The organism is Bacteroides sp. QWL-09, assembly GCF_058683585.1.
The window spans coordinates 1,247,630-1,270,849 of sequence record NZ_CM178748.1 but is presented as its reverse complement, the minus strand read 5'-3'; the positions used below and the strand labels follow the sequence as shown (position 1 = coordinate 1,270,849).

General features: G+C 37.8%; 17 protein-coding genes, 1 tRNA gene and 4 pseudogenes. 9 read left to right on the top strand and 13 right to left on the bottom strand.

Going from position 1 to position 23,220, the window contains the following annotated elements; genetic code table 11:
* Positions 1-293 precede the first annotated feature (293 nt).
* The gene (locus AC4PG5_RS05040) at positions 294-3,497 is read left to right on the top strand and encodes a SusC/RagA family TonB-linked outer membrane protein (protein ID WP_492030339.1); all 3,204 of its coding nucleotides are present in this window, start codon (positions 294-296) and stop codon (positions 3,495-3,497) included.
* Between the two features lie 18 nt (positions 3,498-3,515).
* Entirely contained in the window at positions 3,516-5,261 is a 1,746-nt protein-coding gene (locus AC4PG5_RS05035) for a RagB/SusD family nutrient uptake outer membrane protein (RefSeq protein WP_492030338.1), read from the top strand.
* A 96-nt stretch (positions 5,262-5,357) separates the two neighbouring features.
* Here AC4PG5_RS05035 and AC4PG5_RS05030 read toward each other — a convergent pair whose 3' ends face one another.
* Positions 5,358-6,959 carry an alpha-galactosidase D gene (locus AC4PG5_RS05030; protein ID WP_492030337.1) on the bottom strand — a complete coding sequence of 534 codons (1,602 nt, stop codon included), beginning with the start codon at positions 6,957-6,959 and terminating at the stop codon, positions 5,358-5,360.
* Positions 6,960-7,044: 85 nt separating this feature from the next.
* Here AC4PG5_RS05030 and AC4PG5_RS05025 point away from each other — a divergent pair, with 85 nt between their 5' ends.
* The 4 genes from AC4PG5_RS05025 to AC4PG5_RS05010 all read left to right on the top strand — a co-directional run bounded on the left by AC4PG5_RS05025 (position 7,045) and on the right by AC4PG5_RS05010 (position 10,616).
* Complete coding sequence (locus AC4PG5_RS05025; protein WP_492030336.1) at positions 7,045-7,233, top strand: hypothetical protein; 189 nt, start codon at positions 7,045-7,047, stop codon at positions 7,231-7,233.
* Between the two features lie 107 nt (positions 7,234-7,340).
* Complete coding sequence (locus tag AC4PG5_RS05020; protein WP_492030335.1) at positions 7,341-8,045, top strand: SIMPL domain-containing protein; 705 nt, start codon at positions 7,341-7,343, stop codon at positions 8,043-8,045.
* A gap of 167 nt (positions 8,046-8,212) precedes the next feature.
* The gene (locus AC4PG5_RS05015; RefSeq protein WP_492030334.1) at positions 8,213-10,186 is read left to right on the top strand and encodes a heavy metal translocating P-type ATPase; all 1,974 of its coding nucleotides are present in this window, start codon (positions 8,213-8,215) and stop codon (positions 10,184-10,186) included.
* Complete coding sequence (locus AC4PG5_RS05010) at positions 10,179-10,616, top strand: Fur family transcriptional regulator (protein WP_492030333.1); 438 nt, start codon at positions 10,179-10,181, stop codon at positions 10,614-10,616. The genes AC4PG5_RS05015 and AC4PG5_RS05010 overlap by 8 nt, the downstream gene beginning before the upstream one ends.
* On the opposite strand, the gene AC4PG5_RS05005 is transcribed toward AC4PG5_RS05010, so the two are convergent.
* From AC4PG5_RS05005 to AC4PG5_RS04955, 11 genes and pseudogenes are all read right to left on the bottom strand, one after another.
* Entirely contained in the window at positions 10,613-11,155 is a 543-nt protein-coding gene (locus tag AC4PG5_RS05005) for a DUF2867 domain-containing protein (RefSeq protein WP_492030332.1), read from the bottom strand. The genes AC4PG5_RS05010 and AC4PG5_RS05005 overlap by 4 nt on opposite strands.
* 42 nt (positions 11,156-11,197) lie before the next feature.
* The gene (locus tag AC4PG5_RS05000; protein ID WP_492030331.1) at positions 11,198-11,869 is read right to left on the bottom strand and encodes a hypothetical protein; all 672 of its coding nucleotides are present in this window, start codon (positions 11,867-11,869) and stop codon (positions 11,198-11,200) included.
* A gap of 413 nt (positions 11,870-12,282) precedes the next feature.
* On the bottom strand, positions 12,283-12,618 hold the full coding sequence (locus AC4PG5_RS04995; RefSeq protein ID WP_492030330.1) for a zinc ribbon domain-containing protein YjdM: 336 nt from the start codon (positions 12,616-12,618) through the stop codon (positions 12,283-12,285).
* A 344-nt stretch (positions 12,619-12,962) separates the two neighbouring features.
* On the bottom strand, positions 12,963-14,003 hold the full coding sequence (locus AC4PG5_RS04990) for a nucleoid-associated protein (protein WP_492030329.1): 1,041 nt from the start codon (positions 14,001-14,003) through the stop codon (positions 12,963-12,965).
* A gap of 4 nt (positions 14,004-14,007) precedes the next feature.
* Positions 14,008-15,876 carry a DUF3732 domain-containing protein gene (locus tag AC4PG5_RS04985; RefSeq protein ID WP_492030328.1) on the bottom strand — a complete coding sequence of 623 codons (1,869 nt, stop codon included), beginning with the start codon at positions 15,874-15,876 and terminating at the stop codon, positions 14,008-14,010.
* Positions 15,873-16,331 (bottom strand): hypothetical protein, encoded by a 459-nt coding sequence (locus AC4PG5_RS04980; RefSeq protein WP_233484828.1) that lies wholly within the window; start codon positions 16,329-16,331, stop codon positions 15,873-15,875. Before AC4PG5_RS04980 ends, AC4PG5_RS04985 begins: the two co-directional genes overlap by 4 nt.
* Before the next feature lie 5 nt (positions 16,332-16,336).
* On the bottom strand, positions 16,337-17,569 hold the full coding sequence (locus AC4PG5_RS04975) for a hypothetical protein (RefSeq protein WP_492030327.1): 1,233 nt from the start codon (positions 17,567-17,569) through the stop codon (positions 16,337-16,339).
* Positions 17,570-17,906: 337 nt separating this feature from the next.
* Positions 17,907-18,875 (bottom strand): DUF5712 family protein, encoded by a 969-nt coding sequence (locus AC4PG5_RS04970; protein ID WP_492030326.1) that lies wholly within the window; start codon positions 18,873-18,875, stop codon positions 17,907-17,909.
* A gap of 4 nt (positions 18,876-18,879) precedes the next feature.
* Positions 18,880-19,463, bottom strand: a pseudogene (locus AC4PG5_RS04965) (BfmA/BtgA family mobilization protein).
* Between the two features lie 254 nt (positions 19,464-19,717).
* Positions 19,718-20,011 (bottom strand): annotated as a pseudogene (locus AC4PG5_RS04960) (helix-turn-helix domain-containing protein).
* A 9-nt stretch (positions 20,012-20,020) separates the two neighbouring features.
* Positions 20,021-20,110 (bottom strand): annotated as a pseudogene (locus AC4PG5_RS04955) (RteC domain-containing protein); the annotation flags it as partial.
* Between the two features lie 72 nt (positions 20,111-20,182).
* Between AC4PG5_RS04955 and AC4PG5_RS04950 the strand changes: the two are divergent.
* Entirely contained in the window at positions 20,183-20,356 is a 174-nt protein-coding gene (locus AC4PG5_RS04950; protein ID WP_492030325.1) for a hypothetical protein, read from the top strand.
* 1 nt (position 20,357) lies between these two features.
* A pseudogene (locus AC4PG5_RS04945) lies at positions 20,358-20,897 on the top strand (transposase); the annotation flags it as partial.
* Between the two features lie 168 nt (positions 20,898-21,065).
* Here the strand turns inward: AC4PG5_RS04945 and AC4PG5_RS04940 are convergent.
* Positions 21,066-21,138: transfer RNA gene (locus tag AC4PG5_RS04940), tRNA-Lys, on the bottom strand.
* A 133-nt stretch (positions 21,139-21,271) separates the two neighbouring features.
* On the opposite strand from AC4PG5_RS04940, the gene ettA reads away from it, so the two are divergent.
* On the top strand, positions 21,272-22,960 hold the full coding sequence (ettA, locus tag AC4PG5_RS04935; RefSeq protein ID WP_492030324.1) for an energy-dependent translational throttle protein EttA: 1,689 nt from the start codon (positions 21,272-21,274) through the stop codon (positions 22,958-22,960).
* The last annotated feature ends 260 nt before the right edge of the window (positions 22,961-23,220 follow it).

Sequence of the window (23,220 nt, the reverse complement as noted above, 5' to 3'; positions counted from 1 at the left end):
TACTATACAATTGTCCCTTTACAAAGAATACGACATTCTTTGTAAAGGGATTTTTTTTATCCGTTACAGATTCGTTCGTTATACCTCTTATAACGGTCTATCCCTTCTTTTTGAATTGTTTCTGTAACTATACTCTTCTTGTGTGCGGTAACGTTTCCCTGGTATTTGAATGATATGTGCTACTATTACGTATGATTTGTCCTATAGACACATTGTTCTCTTTCATACTTTTGCTTTGTAAATAGTTTGATTTCTATTGTACATTTTTATTATTAATAATATCTAATAAATTTATGAAAACAGACAAGTGGCAATTATGGCCTCTCTCAAGAAGAGTGCTGTTAAGTTCATCACTGATGGTGTTTCTTTCAGGAGGAGCTTGGACATTCTCTTACGCTTCTGACGTTCCCGGAATTCCTTCGGGTGTTATCTCATCTACTGTTCAGCAAAACAAAAAAATTAAAGGAAAAGTTGTCGATCTGAAAGGTGAGGCCATCATTGGGGCAAACATTCTTGTAAAAGGAAGCACTATTGGCACAATAACCGATCTTGATGGAAACTTTGTGCTTGATGTTCCTTCTAATGCAATTCTTCAAGTGACTTACATTGGTTTCCTTCCGCAAGAGATCGATGCGACCGGAAAGACTAACTTTTCGATTAAGTTGAAGGAGGATAGCAAGCAACTCGATGAAGTTGTAGTCGTGGGCTACGGTACTCAGAAAAAAGTTAACTTAACGGGATCTGTAGCTGCTGTTGATGTGGATAAGATGTCGGAGAGTCGTCCTATAAACAATCTCTCTACAGCGCTTGCCGGAATGGTGGCAGGAGTTAAAATCACGAGCGGTAGCAATGCACCGGGTGCTGATGGCGCTTCCATCCAGGTTCGTGGACAAGGTACCTTAAATAACTCTGCTCCTTTAGTTATTATCGATGGTGTAGAAGGATCATTAAGTAGCTTGAGTCCGAATGATGTTGAAACCATGTCAGTATTGAAAGATGCATCGTCGGCAGCAATCTATGGTTCTCGTGCAGCCAATGGTGTTATCTTGATTACGACTAAAAAAGGAAAAGAGGGTAAAATCCGTTTGGATTATAACGGATACTTCTCTATTGAACGGCCGACTAAGATTTTGGAACCGGTTAGTGATTATGCTTCTTACATGGAGTTGGTTAATGAGGCATACACAAACTCCGGTAAGGGAGTGGCATTTAAAGATAATGACGGAAATGGCATTCCGGATGCTTCTGAATTGTGGAGACAGCATCCAAATGAACCTTTGTTGTATCCTAATTCGAACGCTTATGAGGTCTTGTTTGGTAACACAGCTATTGCTCAGCAGCATACGCTTTCTTTAAGTGGTGGTACCGACAAATTGAGACATTATTCTTCGTTTACTTATTTGGAGAATCCTGGAGTTGTTGAAAACACAAACTACAACAGATATAGCTTAAGAAGTAGCGTTGAAGCTAAAGTAAACGACTGGATAACTTTGGGTTCGAATATCACCGGTTATTATGCTTCACGTAACATTAATGCTTCTTCACTTGGAGACGTGTTCAATTACGCTAAGCAGACGACTCCGGGAATGGTTCATCGTCACCCGGATGGACGCTACGGCTATCCACACAACCCGGAGGATATTTCTCAGAATAATGTATTGACTCGATTGAATGAATTAGATGGTGAGAATCTATCTAGAAATTTCCGTTCGAGCTTTAACATGGTTTTATCTCCTCTAAAGGGACTTTCGTTTACGGGGAGCTATACTTATGACTATTATGATAACGAGGTTTGGAGTAAACCGGTATTTATCGACCGTTGGAACTTCCTGACAGACACGATGATGAAAAGCGGACAAGGTAGAACGAGCATCAGTAATTCTACAACTCGTAATACACGTCACTTCATGGATGGGGTGTTGCGCTATAACAATAAGTTTATTAAAGATAAGCTAGATCTTGCTGTCATGTTGGGTGGAAGCCAAGAACAATACGAGTCTCGCAGTAATAGTGCTTATAAATACGATTTACTAGATCCTAGCTTAGATGTTATTAATGGCGCTATTGGTGACGCTAGTGCGAGCGGTTCTCGTGCCGGATGGGCGATGCGTTCATTCTTTGGACGCCTTAATTTAGGTTGGGATAATAAATATATGGTAGAGTTCAATCTTCGTGCCGATGCTTCATCTCGATTTGCTGCAGATAAACGTTGGGGATACTTCCCTTCAGGTTCATTTGGCTGGCGTCTTGATCAAGAGGAATTCATGAAAGAGATAAAATGGGTCGATGCTTTAAAATTGAGAGCTTCATACGGTGCATTAGGAAACAACTCGATCGGCAATTATGATGCGGTATCTACTTACTCTAAATCGAATTATATCTTGGGTAATGGCGTCAATATGGGATTGGCACAAACGGCTATCTCTAATAGCTCGTTGACTTGGGAAAGTACTTATGTCGCTAATGTTGGTCTTGATTTTGGTTTCTTGAGAAATAGATTAACAGGTTCTCTTGATCTGTTTAATAAACGTACAGCGAACATCTTAATTAACCTACCTGCTCCTGGAGTACATGGAAATGCTTCTATTCCTAAAATGAATAGTGCTGAGGTGGTAAACAAAGGTGCTGAGTTGACACTTGGTTGGAAAGATCAGATTGGCAATGTTTCTTATTGGATGAATGGAAACTTTACGTATGTGACTAATGAGGTTACCAAGTTCAAAGGTGGTGAACGTTCATACGACGGTGACCGGTTTATTCAAGAAGGATATAGCATAAATATCTTGTACTTGCGTCCAACAGATGGTATTGTTCAAGATCAAAACGACTTGAAGAAGGTTCAAGCGATGTTGGATGCCGAAGCCGCTAGAGCTGAGGCTGAAGGGCGTGCTCCAAGAAAAGTCTATTCGGCAGGTACTCCAAAATTGGGTGATGTGTTGTATGTCGATTCTAATGGTGACGGTCTTGTGGATTATGACGATAGAGTGACTTACGGCAGCGGTTCGGCAGCTCCTGTGACTTATGGTTTTAGTGCCGGATTGAGCTGGAAAGGTGTTGACTTCTCATTTATGCTTCAAGGGGTAGAAGGAGCGAAATCGGTTTATAACGGATTGGAATATACTACCCGTATCGAGAGTGGTTATATGATTGCTAAAGATATTGCTGAGGGAAGATGGTATCCGGGTCGTTTAGACGAGAATGGTAACATTACCAGCAAAGCGCGTTTCCCTCGCTTAACTGCCATTACAGAAAGAAAGAATACCGATTCAAGTGATTTCTGGTTAGTATCACAAGATTATTTGAGAGTGAAGAATATCCAAGTAGGATATACTTTCCCTGCGAAGTGGACTAAAACAGTGAAATTAGAAAAGCTTAGAGTTTATTGCAGTTTGGAGAACTTCTTTACGGTGACTGATTATCCGGGACTTGATCCTGAATCTGGTTGGGGATATCCGGCGATGAAACAAGCCTCGTTTGGTGTTAATTTAAGCTTTTAATTTTAAATGAAATACAGTATGAAAACATACAGCAAATTAATAATAGGTTCTTTATTGATGTCCTCAATGTTGACATCATGTTATGATCTGGATTTATATCCACATGACAAGATCAGTACCGAAACGTTTTGGAAAACAGAGACTCATGCCAAACAGGGGCTGATGGGAGTTTATAATTGTATGAAAACGAAGAGTTCTAGTGGTCCGAGTGTGGCATTGTTTGGTCAGTACTATATGTTGGATGCTTTATCGGATATTGCCATATGTAATGACTATTCAACGCTTTGTGGGGGAGCATCGACTAACCGTACAGGAGCCTATCTTGAGAAATGGAAAAATTTGTACGATGGTATTGCTAAGGCGAATCATGCGATCCAAAACATTCCGAATATCGAAGCAACAGATGACGCTAAGAATGGGTATCTTGCTGAAGCTCGTTTTATGCGTGCATTGTTCTATGCTCATTTAGTGGACTTCTATGGTGATGTGCCTATCTATGACGAGAGCTGGATCTTGTCTGAAACATTCGATAAGATGCTCAACCCTCGTTCTTCTAAAGAAGAAGTGAATGCTTTCATCATTAAAGATCTTGATTTTGCTGAGCAACATTTGCCTTATTCATGGAGCAAAGAAAACTATGGAAGAGCAACTAAAGCTGCTGCTGTAGCTTTGCGTGGTAAAGTCAACTTGTATGCCGAGAAATGGGAAGAAGCGAAAACGGATTTCCAAGATTTAGTGGATAACAAGGATAAATATGGTTGTGGCTTATGCGATGATTATGCTTCGATGTTTAAACCGGATACCGACGAAAATAAAGAGATGATTTTCTTTATCTCTAATTCCGGAGGAGTGGGTGATGCTAATGACGGATTGTGTATGGCTTTCTATTTAGGAACTCGTAGTACATATGGATCTGGTTGGGCTAGCTTGACGCTTGATCCGGGCTTTATCGACTCGTATGAAATGAAAGACGGTCGTAAGTTTGATTGGAACACTTATCTCCCGGGTTACACTCAGATGAGCTCGAAGGAAAAACTACAACTGTTTAGCTGTAAGCACGACAGTAAAGGGGTGGTTACAGAATATCCTGAGAAACTTGAAACAATTAAGGCTGTTTATGCCGACAGAGACCCACGTTTGATGCAGACTTGTATCACTCCGTATTCTTATTACTCGGGATGGAATAAGAATGCTCCTAAAATGATGCAATGTGTATACTTCTCGGATGCTGTAACTAAAGCAGATAACGGATATATTGAAGAAGGTAATTTCAAATGGTATTGGTTCAGAAAGTTTGTTCCGGAAAGCGATTGCGGGGGACAAATCACCAATCGTACGAATACGCCTATCAATTTCCCATTGATTCGTTATGCTGATGTTCTATTGATGCTTTCTGAGTGTTACAATGAATTAGGCAAGGTCGATGAAGCGGTGAAATATCTGAATGAAGTGCGTTCTCGTCCGTCAACAAACATGCCATTGATTAATAATGGAGATGCTTGGATGGAAGCTCGTACTAAAGAGCAAGTTCGTGAACGCTTGATTCATGAGAGAGCAGTTGAGTTTGCCGGTGAAGGATTGAGATATAGTGACATCAGACGTTGGAAGATTGCGGAAACGGCTTGTAACCGTGTTGCAACCGATATATTCGGTGATAAGCGTTATGAGTACAACTTCTCTAAAGATCGTGATTACTTGTGGCCGATACCGGGAGTAGAGATCGAAATGAATGAAAAGCTTCTACCTAATAACCCGAATTGGTAACGAGTTATAATGTTGTAATCAACAACTTGACTTTCGACTGATTGATACAGAAAGCCCCTTTGAATCTTTTCAAAGGGGCTTTGCTTTTTCTTATGGCTAATCGATCTTTTTTAAGGTGAAACCATCGAGATCGGGCGTCCAATGGTATGGGCTTCCCATGCGTATGACGTTATTGCCGGGCTTTAGACGTACGGATACTGTGATGGAGGATAGAGGGTCGGTCGTGCTGCTGTCCAGATCTTCCAGGTTTGCTATCTTCTCATTGTTAACCGTAATTTCAAGTTTTCGGTATTTTCCCGGTACATATTGGATGGTCATGGCATATCGACCACCTTGTTCGCTGTAGACTTCTTTCCATTCGGCGTAGTTCTCTTTTCTTCCCCCGATGAAGCTGACTTTCATCCCTCCGGAAGCTTCTTTCATTGGAGCATATGCCACTGCTTTGCTTCTCTTTCCTAAATCGTCGAAGCATGGCAGGTAAGCCCATTCGGCTTCGTAACGAGAGGGCTCTAGTCGTTGCTCGGCTTCTAATTTTAAGATCAGTACGCTATGTGGGGCGACTTCTCGGTTTAAGACGTTCGTAATTTGGGGTAGGTCTTCTTGCTTAACGAGATCACGGACGTTGATTGTTCCGCCGAGTTCTAGTCGTTCCATGGGGACTGAGAAGTGACAAACCGTATCCGACGGATTATATAGAGCTATGGCACGCTGTTTGCCTCGTTTCTGTTGGATGTCTTTCACTAAGACATAGCCGTCGTTATCGTGCATCGCTACATAGGCTTGAAGGCCTAAAGGATCTTGATTGAGTGCGATGAGTTCCTTGTTTTTTAGTAATTTCAACGAGGATTCGGGGATAGTGGTTAAGTCGCAACCAATTAATAAAGGGGAGCTCATGATGCACCACATGCCGAAATGTACTTCTTCTTCCTCTTTGCTGAGGCCTCGACCAATCTCCAGCATATCCATGTCGTTGTAGTGCCCGTCTCCGGCATATGCCGACAGATAAAGGTTTTTATCGATGATGTATTTGATGGAATTCCACTGGGGACGAATATCGGCACTGATCCGCCACGAACGAGCGATGGACTTGGCCCATGTTCCCGGAAAAGCCCATCGGCAGATATTGATCGAGACTTGACCGCAACCTAAACGGTCAATAGCTTCCCGAATCTCGGAGTAACGTTTTTGTTCGTCTAAGTTTAACTCTTGTCCTGCGCCACAATAATCTATTTTGATAAAGTCGAATCCCCATGTTTTGAAGAATAGCTTGGCGTCTTGAGTCTCGTGTCCATATAGTCCTACTCCGATTCCATTTTTATCATTATCCCATATCGAACCACAAGTATTGCTTCCGGCATCCGAGTAGATACCGGCTTTTAAACCGAGTGCATGGATATAGCCGGCCACAACTTTCATTCCGTTTGGAAAGCGTGTGGGGTGGGGATGCATCAAACCTTTCTCATCTCGCCAACCGAAAAAGCCATCGTCGACATTGATATAAGAGTAGCCTGCTGCTTTCAATCCTCTGTTGACCATGGCGTCTGCTTGTTGCTTGATTAATGTTTCGTTGATATTGATCCGGTAGGTGTTCCAAGAGCTCCACCCCATGATAGGAGGAGTCATCTTTGTGGACTGATTCCCGGCTAATACGTTGAGAGATAAACAAGTGGTTAGGAAAAGTAAACTGATTTTTTTCATGATTAGAATCGAATGGTTTTATATTTGTGTATACAAAAGTAATGTTTTTTTTGTATACTTGTATTTGTTGCTTAAAATGATGTGTATGATGCAGATGAAATCTTTCGAAGTTTGTTCTTCATTCTTGAAGCCTTACGTTAAGCCTTACTTTGTTTTAGAGTTTAGTGGGGAGGATGAACGACTGTCCGGCGAAATGAAGGTTCCTCCGGTAGGATACCCTGTATTGCAGCAGAAGATGTTGACTAGTAGACGACTGCTTTTCTTATTGTATTAAAAAACAATAATTAGTTGCATTCTATACTTGTAATCTCTATATTTGATTCTCTTAGGTATAAGAAAATCAATCAATAAGGTATTAATCTATAAAAAAACGAAACGAGAATGAAAAATTACAAAGTAGAAGCCGGGATGTTGGCTATTTCTTTAGTCCTGATGGGAATGTTTATCTGGAAGGGCTTTGATCGCATGGCTGAAGGTAACCGTACGGTTAGTGTGAAAGGGTTGGCCGAGATGGAAGTGCCTGCCGATAAAGTGACTTGGCCATTAATGTATAAGAGCTTAGGTAATAATCTCAACACGATTTATAATGACATCAAACAGTCGAATGCCACGATTGTGAACTTTCTTAAGAGCAAAGGGCTTGAAGAGAAAGAGATCAGCATTAATGCTCCAGAGATCATCGATATGCAGGCTGAGCGTTATAGTAGCAATCAAGCCTCTCCTTATCGGTATAATGTGACTGAAGTGATTACGGTTACTTCTAACAAGGTCGATGTAGTGCGTGGCATTATCAATGAACAAGCTGAACTTTTGAGACATGGTGTAGCTATTACCTCGGGTGATTATAATTATCGGGTGAGTTACGAATATACCGGATTGAATCAGATCAAGCCGAAAATGATTGAGGAAGCAACGAAGAATGCCCGCAGTGCGGCAGAAAAGTTTGCTAAAGACTCCGAGAGTAGTTTAGGGGTGATCATTAGAGCTAATCAAGGACAGTTTACTATTGAGGATCGCGACGGTAATACCCCTTATATTAAAAAGGTAAGAGTGGTAAGCACCATCGATTATTCGTTGGAAAACTAAGAGACTCTTTTTTTGTTATTTCATGATTGGTCCGTTAGTTCTTAGGTTTATGCCTAAGGATTAGCGGACTTCTCTTTTGGGGAAAGAGAGGGCTTTTTAATTGCCACTCTTAACTTTGCAACTAGGTTGCATTCCTTATACGCTATCTTTGTGTCAAAAAGATAGATATGGGAACAACTAAGACTTGCCGGTGCGGCACAGCTTGCACTATACAAACTTCAGCCTCTTCTGCTCCTTCTAGCGTGTTGGGCGATTATTGGCGGATATTCCTTTCATTGACATTGCTTATTGGGGGAGTGATTCTTAATGCAATGGATTTTTCCTTCTTTCGTGAGGATAGTCTGAAACTTGTTTGGTACTCATTGGCCTATCTTCCCGTTGGCCTACCAGTGATGAGATCTGCTTGGCAAGCGATCTTGCGTAAGGATTACTTCAGTGAGTTTACACTTATGTCGGTAGCGACCTTGGGAGCCTTTTATATCGGTGAGTATCCTGAAGGAGTCGCCGTAATGCTTTTCTATGCTGTTGGAGAACTGTTCCAGGATAAAGCGGTAGATAAAGCTAAACGTCATATTAGTGCTTTGCTTGATGTTCGTCCCGAACGGACTATGGTGGTTAGAAACGAACAGCTCTTGTCGATACATCCTAAAACTGTTGAAGTGGGCGAAACGATTGAGATCAAAACAGGTGAACGCGTCCCGTTGGATGGTGAGTTGCTCAATGAGCGTGCGGTCTTCAATACATCAGCGCTGACGGGTGAGAGTCTACCAAGAACGATTCGTCAGGGAGAAGAGGTGCTTGCCGGTATGATTGTGACTGATAGAGTGATCCGGATTAGAGTGGTCAAGCCGTTCGATAAAAGTGCACTTTCCCGTATTCTCGAACTTGTTGAGCGTGCTGCCGAGCGGAAGGCACCGGCTGAACTTCTCATTCGTAAGTTTGCCCGTATCTATACCCCTGTGATGATCGGTCTGGCACTGTTGATCGTCTTATTGCCATGGATCTATGCATTAGTGACCCCTTCGTTTACTTATCTCTTCAACGATTGGCTTTATCGGGCGTTGATTTTTCTAGTCATCTCTTGTCCCTGTGCGTTGGTTGTGAGTATTCCTCTAGGTTATTTTGGAGGGATTGGAGCTGCTTCACGATTGGGTATTCTTTTTAAAGGAGGCAACTATCTCGATGCTATCGCCAAAGTGAACACGGTAGTGTTCGATAAAACGGGCACACTCACTAAAGGTGACTTTGAAGTTAACGATTGTCGTCCGACCTCTGTTCTTTCTGAGGAACGACTGGTTGCTTTGATTGCATCGGTGGAGCGCAATAGTACGCATCCCATTGCTAAAGCCATTACTCGTTATGCTGCTCACCGAGAGATAGAACAGCTCCCTGTGAGTGATATTACCGAAGTTGCCGGACATGGATTGACTGCTACTTTTGAAGGCAAATCCATCTTAGTGGGCAATGCTCGTCTACTTTCTAACCATGGTATTTCTTACCCTAAAGAATTAATGTCTATAATCGATACTGTCGTGGTTTGTGCTTTCGATTCTGTTTACGTTGGCTCTCTTTCTCTCTCAGATAGCTTAAAAGAAGATGCAAAGAGAGCAATTTCTGATCTTCGTGAGCTTTCGGTTAAAAATATTCAGGTTTTATCGGGTGATAAACAAAAAATTGTTACTAAATTTGCCAAATACCTTAATATTAGTAAGGCGTACGGCGATTTGTTACCCGATGGAAAAGTGGCGCATATCGAAACTCTGCGTCAAAATCCGGCGAACCACATTGCTTTTATCGGTGATGGTATCAATGATGCACCGGTGTTGGCTTTAAGTCATATTGGTATTGCCATGGGCGGATTAGGAAGTGATGCTGCGATTGAAACCGCTGATGTGGTGATACAAACTGATCAGCCGTCGAAGGTAGCCACGGCCATTAGAGTGGGGCGACAGACTCATCGGGTGATCAAGCAAAATATTGCTTTAGCCTTTGGGGTTAAGCTTTTCGTCTTGCTTCTTGGAGCGGGTGGAGTAGCCACTCTTTGGGAAGCGGTTTTTGCTGATGTTGGGGTAGCCTTAATTGCGATATTGAATGCCATGAGCATACAAAAGCGAATGAAGTTAACGAGATACTATGGATAAAAAAGCAAATGTGGAACGTTTAAATCGCAGAGGAATAAGGTCCACTGCGATCAGGATACTCGTTCTGAAGAGTATGTTAAAAGTCGACCGCGCCGTGTCGTTGCTTGATCTGGAAAATCTATTAGACACAGTCGATAAGTCAACCTTATTTCGCACGATCAATCTATTTGCCTCTCATCGATTGATTCATAGCATCGATGACGGTTCCGGCTCGCTGAAATATGCGGTGTGTAGCGATGATTGCCTATGTGAGGTTGACGACTTACATGCCCATTTCTATTGTGAAGCTTGTCAGAAAACCTTTTGCCTGATCAATACACCCATTCCTACCGTGACACTTCCCGATGGCTTTACATTGGAAAGTGCCAATTATGTGCTTAAAGGTCTTTGTCCCGCTTGTGCGCAGAAAGAACGGAAAAGACGAAACTAGTCTTTTGAGGTTTTGAGTTTCATCTCCAGCTTCTTGAATCTTGGTTTGAGTGTCAACGGTATGATTGCTTTGTGAAAGGGCTTGATGAAAAAGAAATAGCATCTCCCCAAGCGATTGTGGAACTTCACCACAGTGGTTACCTTTATTGTCTTATGTTGCTCCTCTTGTTGAGTCAGTAGTGAAACCCTAAAGTCTAAATGCCGATCATTTTCTCCTAACACCAGTTCGTTCTGAGCCTTGTCGAAAACTTTAAATATACCAGCTCTTGAACCGATCTTCCAAAGCTCTATTTCATTCTGATCGTCAGAGGTATTAACTGTTTTAAGATTAAAAAGCGAGGCTATTCTATCTCTTAAACGAAATAAATAATCGATCCATTTGGGCCCTTTCTCAATAAATAACTCACCCACTTGAACCACATTTATTTGATTCTGTGGGTCAATAAGGGTATATTCATACTGATCGATATAATCATAACTAGCGCTATCGGCATAGAGCAAAGACTCTTTTATTAATTCCATTTCTGGGTGTATATTCATACTTCATTAAGTTAGGTTAAATTTCATCTTAGATAAATTCTGTTATCGTCCGATCTGCAAGGCAAATCCTAGATTGAAAAACGTGATGTTGTTTTTAAACCAGCTATGATTTACTCCATCATCGTAATCATCGGGATTGAAAAGCCGTGCATCCGGATTAGCCACCCAGTCGGCCGTTAGTACGTCGATTTTGAATACTCCTGAGAATCCTTGTGTGATACGGAACTCGTAGCCTAAACCAAATGAAATACCGCAATAGTCTTTTCTGAAGACTTCTCCGATTTGATCTCTTCGTTCGTAAAGTCGCTCTTGGTAGTTCATATAACCGATGCCGGCCGATAAGTATAGACTTCGATTGCCTTCATCCATTAAAAAGCGTATGATGCAGGTTGGCCGTACAAAATGGACATGCATCTTATCGGGTAGGCGAGTCGCATTAAGATAATCGTACTGCAATCCAAGTCCGAAGAAGGGAGCTAGATAATATCGCCCTTCGGCTGCTAGATTATAGCCTGCGCGATTGCCGTTTATGTTGAAGAAATCGTTACGGTTTGCTTCTACACAAGGCAACATTAGTCCTCCTCCGAATAAAACGCTATGGTGAGTGGGTAATCCATCTCGGATGCTTTCTCTTCGCTGATCCGGGAGCTGTGCATTTAAGGGAAGTCCTTTTAAGTAAAGGAGTAAGAATGCGATCCAATAGGCTTTTCTCATGTGGTTGGTTTAGGTTTTGTTGTTTACAAATATAGATCTAATTTTATCAAATATTATTATGTGATTTCTATTTTTTTTGTTCTACATTTTTCTTAAGGTGTGTCTTTGGTCGATCGAAATTAGAGCAAGGACTTTAGAGCGATTTTAATCTTGAATAGAAAAGAACCTAGTTTAAATAAGCTAACCTTGATAATAAAAAAGTTTTATCCAAATGTTATTGAGGTTGTCTTTTATGATCTTAGTAAAATCCCAGATTGAGAGGGGAGGCGTGAGATTATTTGATTAAGTGAGGGGTGAGTTTTGCACTAAACTTTCTTATATTCAAAAGGCCAAACATCTTTCAATAAATTCGAATTGAATCTGTTGAGAGTTGTTTGGCCTTTTGGGGTAATCTGAAGTAATGTCTTCAGCTTTTATTTCTTTAGGAAGCATGTTTTAAGCACGATGCCACTTCCATCGATTTTGCAATCGACTTCTTCCGGGTTTTCGGTTAAACGTATGCTCTTAACTTTAGTTCCTCTTTTTATAACCATGGAAGAACCTTTTACCTTTAAGTCTTTAATTACAGTTACGGAATCGCCGTCGGCTAATTCAGCTCCGTTGCTGTCGCGTGGGACATCGGGAGTTGCTTCTTCTGTCGTTGTCTTTTCGGCGTTAAACTCGTGAGAACAGTCGGGGCATACGTAAAGAGATCCGTCAAAATAAGTGTTTTCACCCTGGCAATTCGGACAGTTTGGAATTTCGTTCATCTGTTTCTATTTTTGATTTATTATAATGATTTTTTTATGGATAAGGATAATAAAAAAAAAGAAGAGGCAGCTTTTGGTTGTCTGTTCTTTTTCAGTGATCCGCCTGGGATTCTCCTAAAGGAGTTACCACGCTGATATTTAAAGTTTGATATTTTTAGCTTCAAGCATATCCCATGATTTATCCCACTAATTTGCTGCGTGCTTTTGCGGTAGTTTGCTCATGGAGAATACTGAGGACAAAGATAGTATCTTTTTCATTATTGCCCAATAGAATAATATATTAATTAGTTCCGACTCTCATAAATAGCAAATAATGTATTGATTTTACGTTGTATATAATAACACTATTTTATTTTTTCATCATCAAAATATATTTTATAAAAATGTTTATTTTTAATTTCATCAAAACCTTGTTCTATTAGGGGGAATTTTTTATCAATAACAATCTTTACACTATCATCTAGTATAATCGTTTTAGTCATTGATTTGCGCACTTTTTTTAATGAATTAGAAGGAATTTCAAAATTATTCATAATTTTGACTCCTGTATTATCTTCATATGTTTTTTTGAAATTATCAAAATTCTGTTCAAGTTGCTTGTCTTTTAACAAATTGGCTTTAAAATCATTAATTGATAACTCGCTATTAGATGCCATGTATTTTTCAGCTTTATGCAATAATTCAGCACATTCTGCATTCGTTAATGATGTGTTGCTTTCTGCTGTATGTAAAACAAATTCCTTATATATTTTAGAAAATTCTTCTGTCTGAAAATATGTATCTTCAATACGTTCAACATGGAGAAAACTATTAGTCCAATAATGCGCATCATTATTTTTAGTATTATTGGATACTAAAACCGTATATCCATCACTATCATTTACATCTAAAATAAGGCATCCTTTATCTACTTTTTTTAAAGAAATTCCCTTGTTGGAAGTGATATCGAATGAGCTAGTAGTATCTTTTACTGTTAAGAACGTTGATTTTTCTTCTGTTTTTAGTAATGCAACAGCTTTAACTATTTTATTATTCCAGCTAAATTTATCCAGCAGAACTATGTAAAAATCACCTTTCTTAATTGATGGGTGAGTTGATCTTTCATATAGAAGTCTCGCTAAATCAATAGAGCTCTGATAAAATGAATCTGGAAAATTAAAAATATTACTGATAGTGTCTTTGGCTAAATTAGAAGGTAATGAGTCTTCAATAGTAAAACGGTATATTTCGTTGTCAGAAAATGAGTTTGTAATTAGTCTTACTAGATCTTGCTCTATATTTTTATATGCAATCAAACATTCAGAGAATTTTATGCCTTCACCAAGTAGAAAATTTCCCACTCGATGTATTATTAAACTAGAGATTGAAATATTAGAAGAAATCATATTTTTATTGTTCAATTACATAATTTGGTATTAATCCATCATTATTAAAGAAAGTGGCAACGGTATGAAAACAATCTAGTTCATCATTTCCTTCCCAAAAAGTGGGATCAGTATGTTCTATCATAAATATTTGAAATTTCTCTTTTCTATCTTCAGTTGCCCATTTAACAAAATTATTCATTATATAATATATCTCATAAAGTTTTTGCCTATCAGAATCATCTTTTGATGTATTATCTGTAAACAAGTAAGGTTTACTGGGTTGATCAATAAATAGGAATGCAGGAATAAGGCTATCGTTTCTCATTAAACTAAATTTTTGTAATCCTAGAAAGTAGGCAATATGTAGAAACATATAATTAGATTGACTGCCTATGGTTTCTTTTGGAAAAATAGTTTGAGGTTCTTTTATTTTTAGCACATATCTTTCAATATCAAAATCTACAATATAATTATTGTATTCCCCCATTGTTTTAAATTGATCGTATATATACTGTATATCCTTTTCTAATTCTAATTTCAAGTTGTTGAGTAGAATTTCAATACTAGGTATTTGTGATGTACGTTCTAATTCTGATGTATATTGTTGTAAGATACCTTCTGATGAAAATGGTTCAGGCAATTCTTTTTTTGCATATTCCAAATCTGATTCTATTTTTCCTGCAAGTTTAAATATGTCTGAGAATTTTGCATACTCGTTTTTGACCTGAGATCTACTTTTTATTTCAGTCTCTATTTCTTTAATCTTTTTTTGTAAAACATTAATTCTGTTGTAAACATCATTGCTTGGCTTTTGAGGTATGTTAATTGCTGCTTTTATCTTCTTTAAAGATTCCTGAAGAGCGTCTATGAAGCGTATCGTTTCAATGGATTGAATTAATTCTTCTTTGTTTTCATATAAATATTCAATAGGTTCTAAAGAATCGGTTGATTGTTTAAGGTTTTGTATGTATGTATTGTATTCTTCTATACACTTAGTGCAATCATCAATTTCTTTTTTAACTCTCCAACGCTCTTTTTCAAGTGCTTCTCGCTCTCGAATTATCTTTGAATTGTCAGCAAGCATACTAAAGCGTTTTGATATCGTGCCTAAAATATCGAAAATGTAGTCATTAGTTAATGTGGAAACTTCCGTTTCAGGAGATTCTAATAGTCCATTTTGGAGTGCATTTATGTATATCTTTTCAAGTTTATTTCTATATTCTTTTTGCTTGGCTATAATGTTATTTTTTTGTCTCAACATTCGCTTTATTTCAGCTTTCAAAAAAAGCCCTCTTTTAGTCGCTTGGATATACATTGAATTTAGCCCCAAAGCAAAAGGGAATGAATCTTTTATTGAAATTGTATCTTGGAAATAGGACGTATCATAAAATTGCTCTTCAATAGTTATGATATTTTCTGTAATTATACAATATGGAAGAAAGCTCCTGAAACTAATTTGTCTCTTATCTTTGATTCTTTGTTTGCTCAAATTTAGAATATCTTCTGTAATTCCCCATTTTTTATTTAATGTGTTGAGTAAATCTCCTAATTCTATATTAGCTATAGGCATATTATTGGTGAGAGCATTTCCTTGAACAAAATATAATTCAGGAGATATAACTCCATTTTTAGGAGCTTTTCTTGCTATAGAATAGTATTTATCATCCTTGAAAAAGCATATTCCATACCATGATACATTCTCATTTATAATCGTTTCAACCAGCTTGGAATAAGGAGCTAATAAACAATAATCTATAATGGATAGAAAACTTGTTTTCCCTTTAGTTGCCGTCCCTGTTATAACGTTTATCTTATTAGGTTCTAAAAAATAACTTTTAGGTTCAAAATTTCCATTGAACCACAGTTTGATTTCTTTTATGTAAAAATTCATAATCTAATTCTTAATAGTTCATATAATTTTTCCGTAGAATACTTATCTATTAAAGATAAAAATAATGGTATGATATGGTTGATTTTATTCAATCTATCACTTAATTTAGAAATATCACTATTAATAATGAAATTCTTTTCATTTGAGTAAACTATTCCGTCTTTATACGATCCAATATTAGAATCAACAATTATTTTTAGGCTATTAATCACTACTGGTAGTAACCCATAATAATAGCGATTACACTCCAATTGATATTTAGCTGTTTGTTTGAAAAAGCATTTAAGAGATACACTTTTTTCTTCATTTAACACATCTATTAGTTGATCATTTAAAAGTACGGAAACAACAACCGTTATACGCGATATTTCAATTACTCTCGTCTGTTTTAATATTTGAGCAATCACAAGAGAAACAATGGCTTCATTATTATATATGTAAAAAAAACTATTCATATTTATTATTTATAAAGTTTTTCCCAAAAGAAATGCCATCCAATTACAGGTGGTTTATTTGCTAGAGTATAGAAGAAACCATTACTCAATATAGTATCTAAATTTTGTTTCCTGTAAAATATGTCTTTATTCCTAACTTTCGATAAACAGCCGAAAGCTAGAGGAATAATCTCTTCTTCTTGAAGCTCATAAAATGGGGCTTTCCTTAATTTTACATGGAGTGAATGATATACTTCCTGAAAGGAATTATCCCAATGCCGAATAGCATTTGCTTTCATTATTTTATAGTCTTCAGGTAATAATAATCGATTCCAATCTAGCATATGATTGTCCCATGCAAGTTTGCAATGGTGTGCTTTTATAATATCCATATCACTATTAATTGCATAAATATCGTTAAGTTGTCGAATATAAATCTCTTTTTTTAAGAGTTCGAAGTCCAATGATGTTTCTATAGGAATATCTCTGATTGGTAGATTTTCTCTATCGTACGCTTCTTCAAAACAATTTCTATATTTTTGATTAAAATCGTCATGTGATAAGGAGAAATTTATATTGCCTTTTAAAGCTGAAAATTTATCTTCAAAAATCGAAGAAATAAGTAATTTATATACTTTTTCTAAAGATGATGGATTAAATCTGCAAATCAATTCCAATTCCTTCTTTATCTTAGATATTATATTATCATTACCAGTTTCATAGACTATACTCTTTAGTATTCTAGTCAATTTACTTTTATTAAATGACTTGATGTTATTTATGTGTTTTTGTATATCTTCATCATTGGTTTGGCCTGAAAGTTTCTCTAACTCATTTATGACGTCATTAATTGATATTTTATTTTCTTTTAAATCATCTAGAGTGTTAATTATCGATCTTGTTCCTATATTTTTATTAGTAAATAGAACATATGAAATAGAGTCCAATTCTTGTACTGTTTTTTTTGATGCTTTAACCCAGTCAATCCAATTAGAAAGAGTTTTCCAAAGATCAGAATCTAGACTTGTAAGATTAATAGGATTTCCATCTGCTCTTTTTAGAATAGTATGCTTTACTTGTATTAACTTTATGTGACCAGTAGAAGATTCAATGTGTACATCATCTTTCGTTTCGTACCCCACTACTTCTCCTTTTTTTAATTTGAGCAATTGGTATACGAATGAATAAAATTGATAGCTAAAGGCAGCATCACCACCAGCAGCAGAATGTTTCTTTTCAAAATTACTCAATTCATCCATAGTGTAAATTTTGAAGGTTTATTTTTTAGTTACACAACTAGATATTAATAATAGCGATAATAATATCAAATTGGCGGTTGATCCTTATTTTCTATTAAGTGAATATATTGTTTTTATCATAATCAGATATATTCTCTATTTTACAACTCCACCTGATTGGATATCATTTATTCAGCACAACTACAAAGATAACTTTTTTTTCAGAAAGACGTGTGTGTTAAGAGAATAAGTATTATCAATTCTATTTACAGGAACTAAAGCATTTGCTGAATTGGAGAATTAATTCAACATTTCGAGAAAATATGTACAACTGATATACTTTTAGATTGATAAAAACTCATAGTCTATGTCTTTTCTTTCGTTTTCGTTTTAGTTTGGGTGTCGGATCCTGGGAAATTGGTGTTTGTGAAGAATCTCCACCAAATGCAATTAGTGAATCAGGTGTTTGATCGTTTTCCTGATTGAAAGATCGATTAACAGAAGCCTTACTTTCTCCTTTGATAGTAATATTGATATCGCTGTTACAAGCCTGATGACCTTCTTCTCTGTTTTCAGGATTGATAGAAAACAAGTTTTTTTGATTGTCATTCTGATTGATTTCTGTTTTTCTTTCATGTGATTGATATTCTTTCTCTTGTAAGCTAAAATGATTGGATAAAGTGTCGTTCATCATTGTGTTGCAATAATCGAATGATTCCGTTAGTTCTCGATTGTAATTGAACAGTTTATCAAATCCTTGTTCTACTCGCCGGAATAGGTTTACTCGCTCAAAGCCACCTTTGATTACTCCGTTCTTGGTGCTTTTGTGGTTGGTAAGCGGTGATAGTTTCTTTTTGTTGAATTGGTCTTTCCGGCTGACAATCAGATGGCAGTGCATATTCAGTTCGTTATCTGAACGGCTACGTTTAAAATGAATCTTACCGTAAAACTTTATATCCGAGGCGGATAGCTCTTTATTGAAGTTCTTGGCATATTCAGGGATAAATACTTCACGAATATAGCGTTTCATGGCTTCGGCTTGCTCTTGCTCTGTATTACCCATTGCTCGGAGTTCGTTTTCCGATGGGCTGACATGGATAGCGTAAAACTTAGCATCTGTATTCAGGAGTTGCCCGATATTAGTATCTATATCTTTTACGACCTTTGATTTATAGATGTTATCCTCTGTCAGATTGAAAAAGCCTTCGGTATAAATACCTTTCTCCATTCTTTCTAAATCTTCATGTTCCATATAATTAGCGAGTTGTCGGCAACTCCCGGCATTATTATATGTTCCGTTCGATGGTGGGGCAAAATCTATGTGCATAATCCTATGTATTTATCAGATTGATGATTTCTGTTTTAGGCTCTCTTTCCGTTTGCTATCCATCACACCGCAGGCGGACAATTCCGAATAGAATTGTATCAGTTGGAACAGCTTCTTATAGTCCCGTTGATGTATTTGGAATAGTGCATTAAGTTGTTTTCCCTGTTGGTTGATTACATCAGCGTGCTTGCCAAACTGCTCACTTACTTTTTGTAGTACGGCTGTTTGCTTCTCCCGATTGGATTCCAGTTGAGAGAGTATGAGAGTTTCCAAAGTTTTACCGATAGCATCGAAACGCAAAGCAATAGAATTTGTTGTTCGTATCATGGGATTCAGTTGTTCTTCCTCATAGTGGCGGATGAAACGGATAATATCATCCTGTCTCTTATTTATTTTCGCCAGTTCCGATTTTACGGATTCAGGTGCTTCGGAAGGATTGATATGTGCCTTATCAATATATCCAAACGCCAACTTTACAACTTCACTCTTTTTCAGTGAATAGAGTTTGCATATCTTCTCTATTAAAGCCGCCGTTTCCTTGTCTATGGAAATGGTAGTGAATATCGTTTTTCGACTGTTATTTGGCATGGTAATTACTTTTTTATAGAAATATAGATAGATAAATTCCTGATAATAAGCATTTGAAAGAAAGTACTTATTACAGGTGTCATTACAGCGTGTTCTTGTAACATGCTAAAGCCGAAGGCTTTGCCCCGCAGGGCAAGAGGGAAGAACAGGACTTGTCCAGTTCCCTCTTGCTCGATTTAGCGAAACGGGCTAAACCAATAGGTGAGGCAGTTTCTGCTAAATGGGGAGCGATAGTTCTTCATCAGGCGGTAATATTACCCACCTTGGTTTGCCTCAGTTTGCTTATCGAGTTGGTTTTCCTTTTTGAACCGTTCGTATGTCTTACAGTCGGCATTTTCTTGAATAAATACCCGAATATCAGCAGCACGATAATAGGTTTTATGACTTATCATAAAGTAAGAAAGTTTACCACTTACCCGATAGCGTTGCAGGGTTCGAAAAGATACTTTCAGCAGGAAAGCTAAACCCTGATTATTCAATATCTTGTCGTTAGGATCTAATATTTAGTCGGTATTAATAAGAGATTTTAGGTCTTGTCCGATTTCTATAAGTTGTTATGTACCAATGCGTTTTACCACTCTTTTAGATAGGAACAATCTACTTATTATTTCCATAATTTCAATAAGATAGGTTTCGTCTGTAAGGTAGGATAGCGTTTTAAAAAGTGTGTAAATCCCAATATTTCTTAGATTTGTATTGTAACCTAAAATGAAAGAGAAATGGAATTTACACAAGAACAAATGTCTGAAATTATTTCTTCACTTACAAATGGTAAAGAAGGATTTCAGGAATTAATCCGTTTAGGGATGGAATCATTAATGAAATCAGAGCGTAAGATTTATAATTCTCAGACTGATGATGTGAGTAATGGCTATCGTGATCGTCGAGTATGATATAAAAGAAAGAGGAGTTAGTGAGATTAATTTATTTGTATGCGATGGCTTATCTAGTATTGAAAATTCTATCGCACATGCATTTCCTGGTGCAGATATCCAATTGTGCACGGTGCATTTAAAGAGGAATATATTGGGGAAAATTAAACCTCGAGATAAAAAAATAATTGCGGCTGAAATGCAGATATTATTTAGGCCGGATCAAGATTTGGCCACCCCTGAAAGCTCACATAAACAATTTCTAGATTTTATAGATAAATGGGTGAAGAGTTACCCCATGCTTAAAAGGTATAAACATGAAAGGTACAAATTCTATTTCACTTATTTCAAATATGAGAGAGAAATAAGAGGTATGATATATACAACCAATTGGATTGAACGACTCAATAAGGATTTTAAAAGAGTGCTGAAAATGCGTGGTGCGATGCCAAACTATGATTCTGTGATATTATTGCTTGGCAATGTGGCTATGAATAAAGATGTATTTAAATATCCAATTTACAACTTTCTTGAATCAAAGCTTTTTATCAAAACAGAATAATTATATTTTTGAGAAATATTTATGCCTAAGAAATAAAACATACACACTTTTCTGAACATTACCAATTGAACCGGTATGATCCGTTGTAAGGTTATACGCAGGTCACGGCTTAATGTCGTACCAACAAAAAGAGGCTCGGAGATAAATCTCTAAGCCTCTTCTCTTTAGTGATCCGCCTGGGGCTCGAACCCAGGACCCCAACATTAAAAGTGTTGTGCTCTACCTGCTGAGCTAGCGAATCAATCCTTAGTGCTAATCGGTTATTTCCTGATTGCGGGTGCAAAGGTACAACTATTTTTTAATACTCCAAATCTTTTCTAAGTTTTTTCTTATCTTTGTACCATTATCAACAATATACATTATCTATTATATATATGGCTGACGATAAAAAAATAATTTTCTCAATGGTGGGAGTGAGCAAAGCTTTCCAACCGAATAAAAATGTGTTGAAAGATATTTATCTTTCGTTTTTCTATGGCGCAAAAATCGGTATTATCGGTCTGAATGGTTCCGGTAAATCGACATTGCTTAAAATCATTGCGGGATTGGAAAAATCTTATCAGGGTGAAGTGGTCTTCTCGCCCGGATATTCCGTGGGTTATTTAGCTCAGGAACCGCATCTGGATAATTCAAAAACAGTAAAAGAGGTGGTCATGGAAGGAGTACAGCCTATCGTGGATGCCTTGACTGAATATGAAGAAATTAATCAGAAGTTTGGCTTGCCCGAATATTATGAGGATCAAGATAAGATGGATGGCTTGTTTGCCCGTCAAGCTGAGTTGCAGGATATTATTGATGCAACGGATGCTTGGAACTTGGATAGCAAACTAGACCGTGCTATGGATGCCTTGCGTTGTCCGCCTGAAGATCAGATTGTAGAGCATCTATCTGGTGGTGAACGCCGTCGTGTGGCTCTTTGCCGTCTGTTGCTTCAAAAACCGGACATATTGTTGCTCGATGAGCCGACCAACCACCTTGATGCGGAATCGATCGATTGGTTGGAGCAGCACTTGCAGCAATACGAGGGTACGGTGATTGCTGTAACGCACGACCGTTACTTCTTGGATCACGTAGCCGGATGGATTCTTGAACTTGACCGTGGTGAGGGTATTCCTTGGAAGGGGAATTATACGTCATGGCTGGAACAAAAGACTAAACGTATGGAGATGGAAGAGAAAACGGCAAGTAAACGTCGTAAGACTCTGGAACGTGAGTTGGATTGGGTACGTATGGCTCCTAAGGCTCGTCAGGCTAAAGGTAAGGCGCGTTTGAACTCGTATGATAAGTTACTGAATGAGGATGTGAAGGAGAAGGAAGAGAAATTAGAGATCTTTATTCCGAATGGTCCTCGCTTGGGTAATAAGGTGATTGAAGCGAAGCATGTGGCTAAGGCTTACGGCGATAAGTTGCTGTTTGATGATCTGAACTTTGTGTTACCTCCTAATGGTATCGTTGGAGTGATTGGTCCGAATGGTGCCGGTAAAACAACTCTTTTCCGTTTGATCATGGGATTGGAAACGGTTGATAAGGGTGAGTTTGAAGTCGGTGAAACCGTAAAGGTGGCTTATGTCGATCAACAACATAAGGATATCGATGCGAATAAGAGTGTTTATCAAGTGATCTCTGGCGGTAATGATTTACTTCGTATGGGTGGACGTGATATTAATGCACGTGCTTATTTATCGCGTTTCAACTTTTCCGGATCTGATCAAGAGAAACTTTGTGGTGTACTTTCGGGTGGTGAGCGTAATCGCTTACATTTGGCTATGGCCTTGAAAGAGGAGGGTAATGTCCTATTGCTCGATGAGCCGACCAATGATATTGACGTGAATACATTGCGTGCATTGGAAGAAGGTTTAGATGATTTTGCGGGATGTGCAGTAGTGATCTCGCACGACCGTTGGTTCCTTGACCGTATCTGTACGCATATCTTAGCCTTTGAAGGTGATTCGAATGTATTCTACTTTGAGGGATCGTACTCGGAATATGAAGAGAATAAGATGAAGCGCATGGGTAATGAAGAACCTAAGCGCGTTCGTTACAGAAAATTGATGGAAGATTAAAGATTTTGATGAAGTCTATTTTGATAAATTTAACATCTCTTCTTTTTGGGTTTGTTAAAACAGAATGATGCTTTATTAGAGGTTTGATTAACCTTCTATCGTAATATAAAGCTCCGTGTTTAAGGCACGGAGCTTTATGCTTTTATGCATTTTATGCTTGTAAACATGTTTGTTTGTTTTTGTCATATGAATGTAATATTGTTCTAAATAATATTAATTATATTTGCTTTCACTTTATAAAAGTTAAATCTATATTCAAT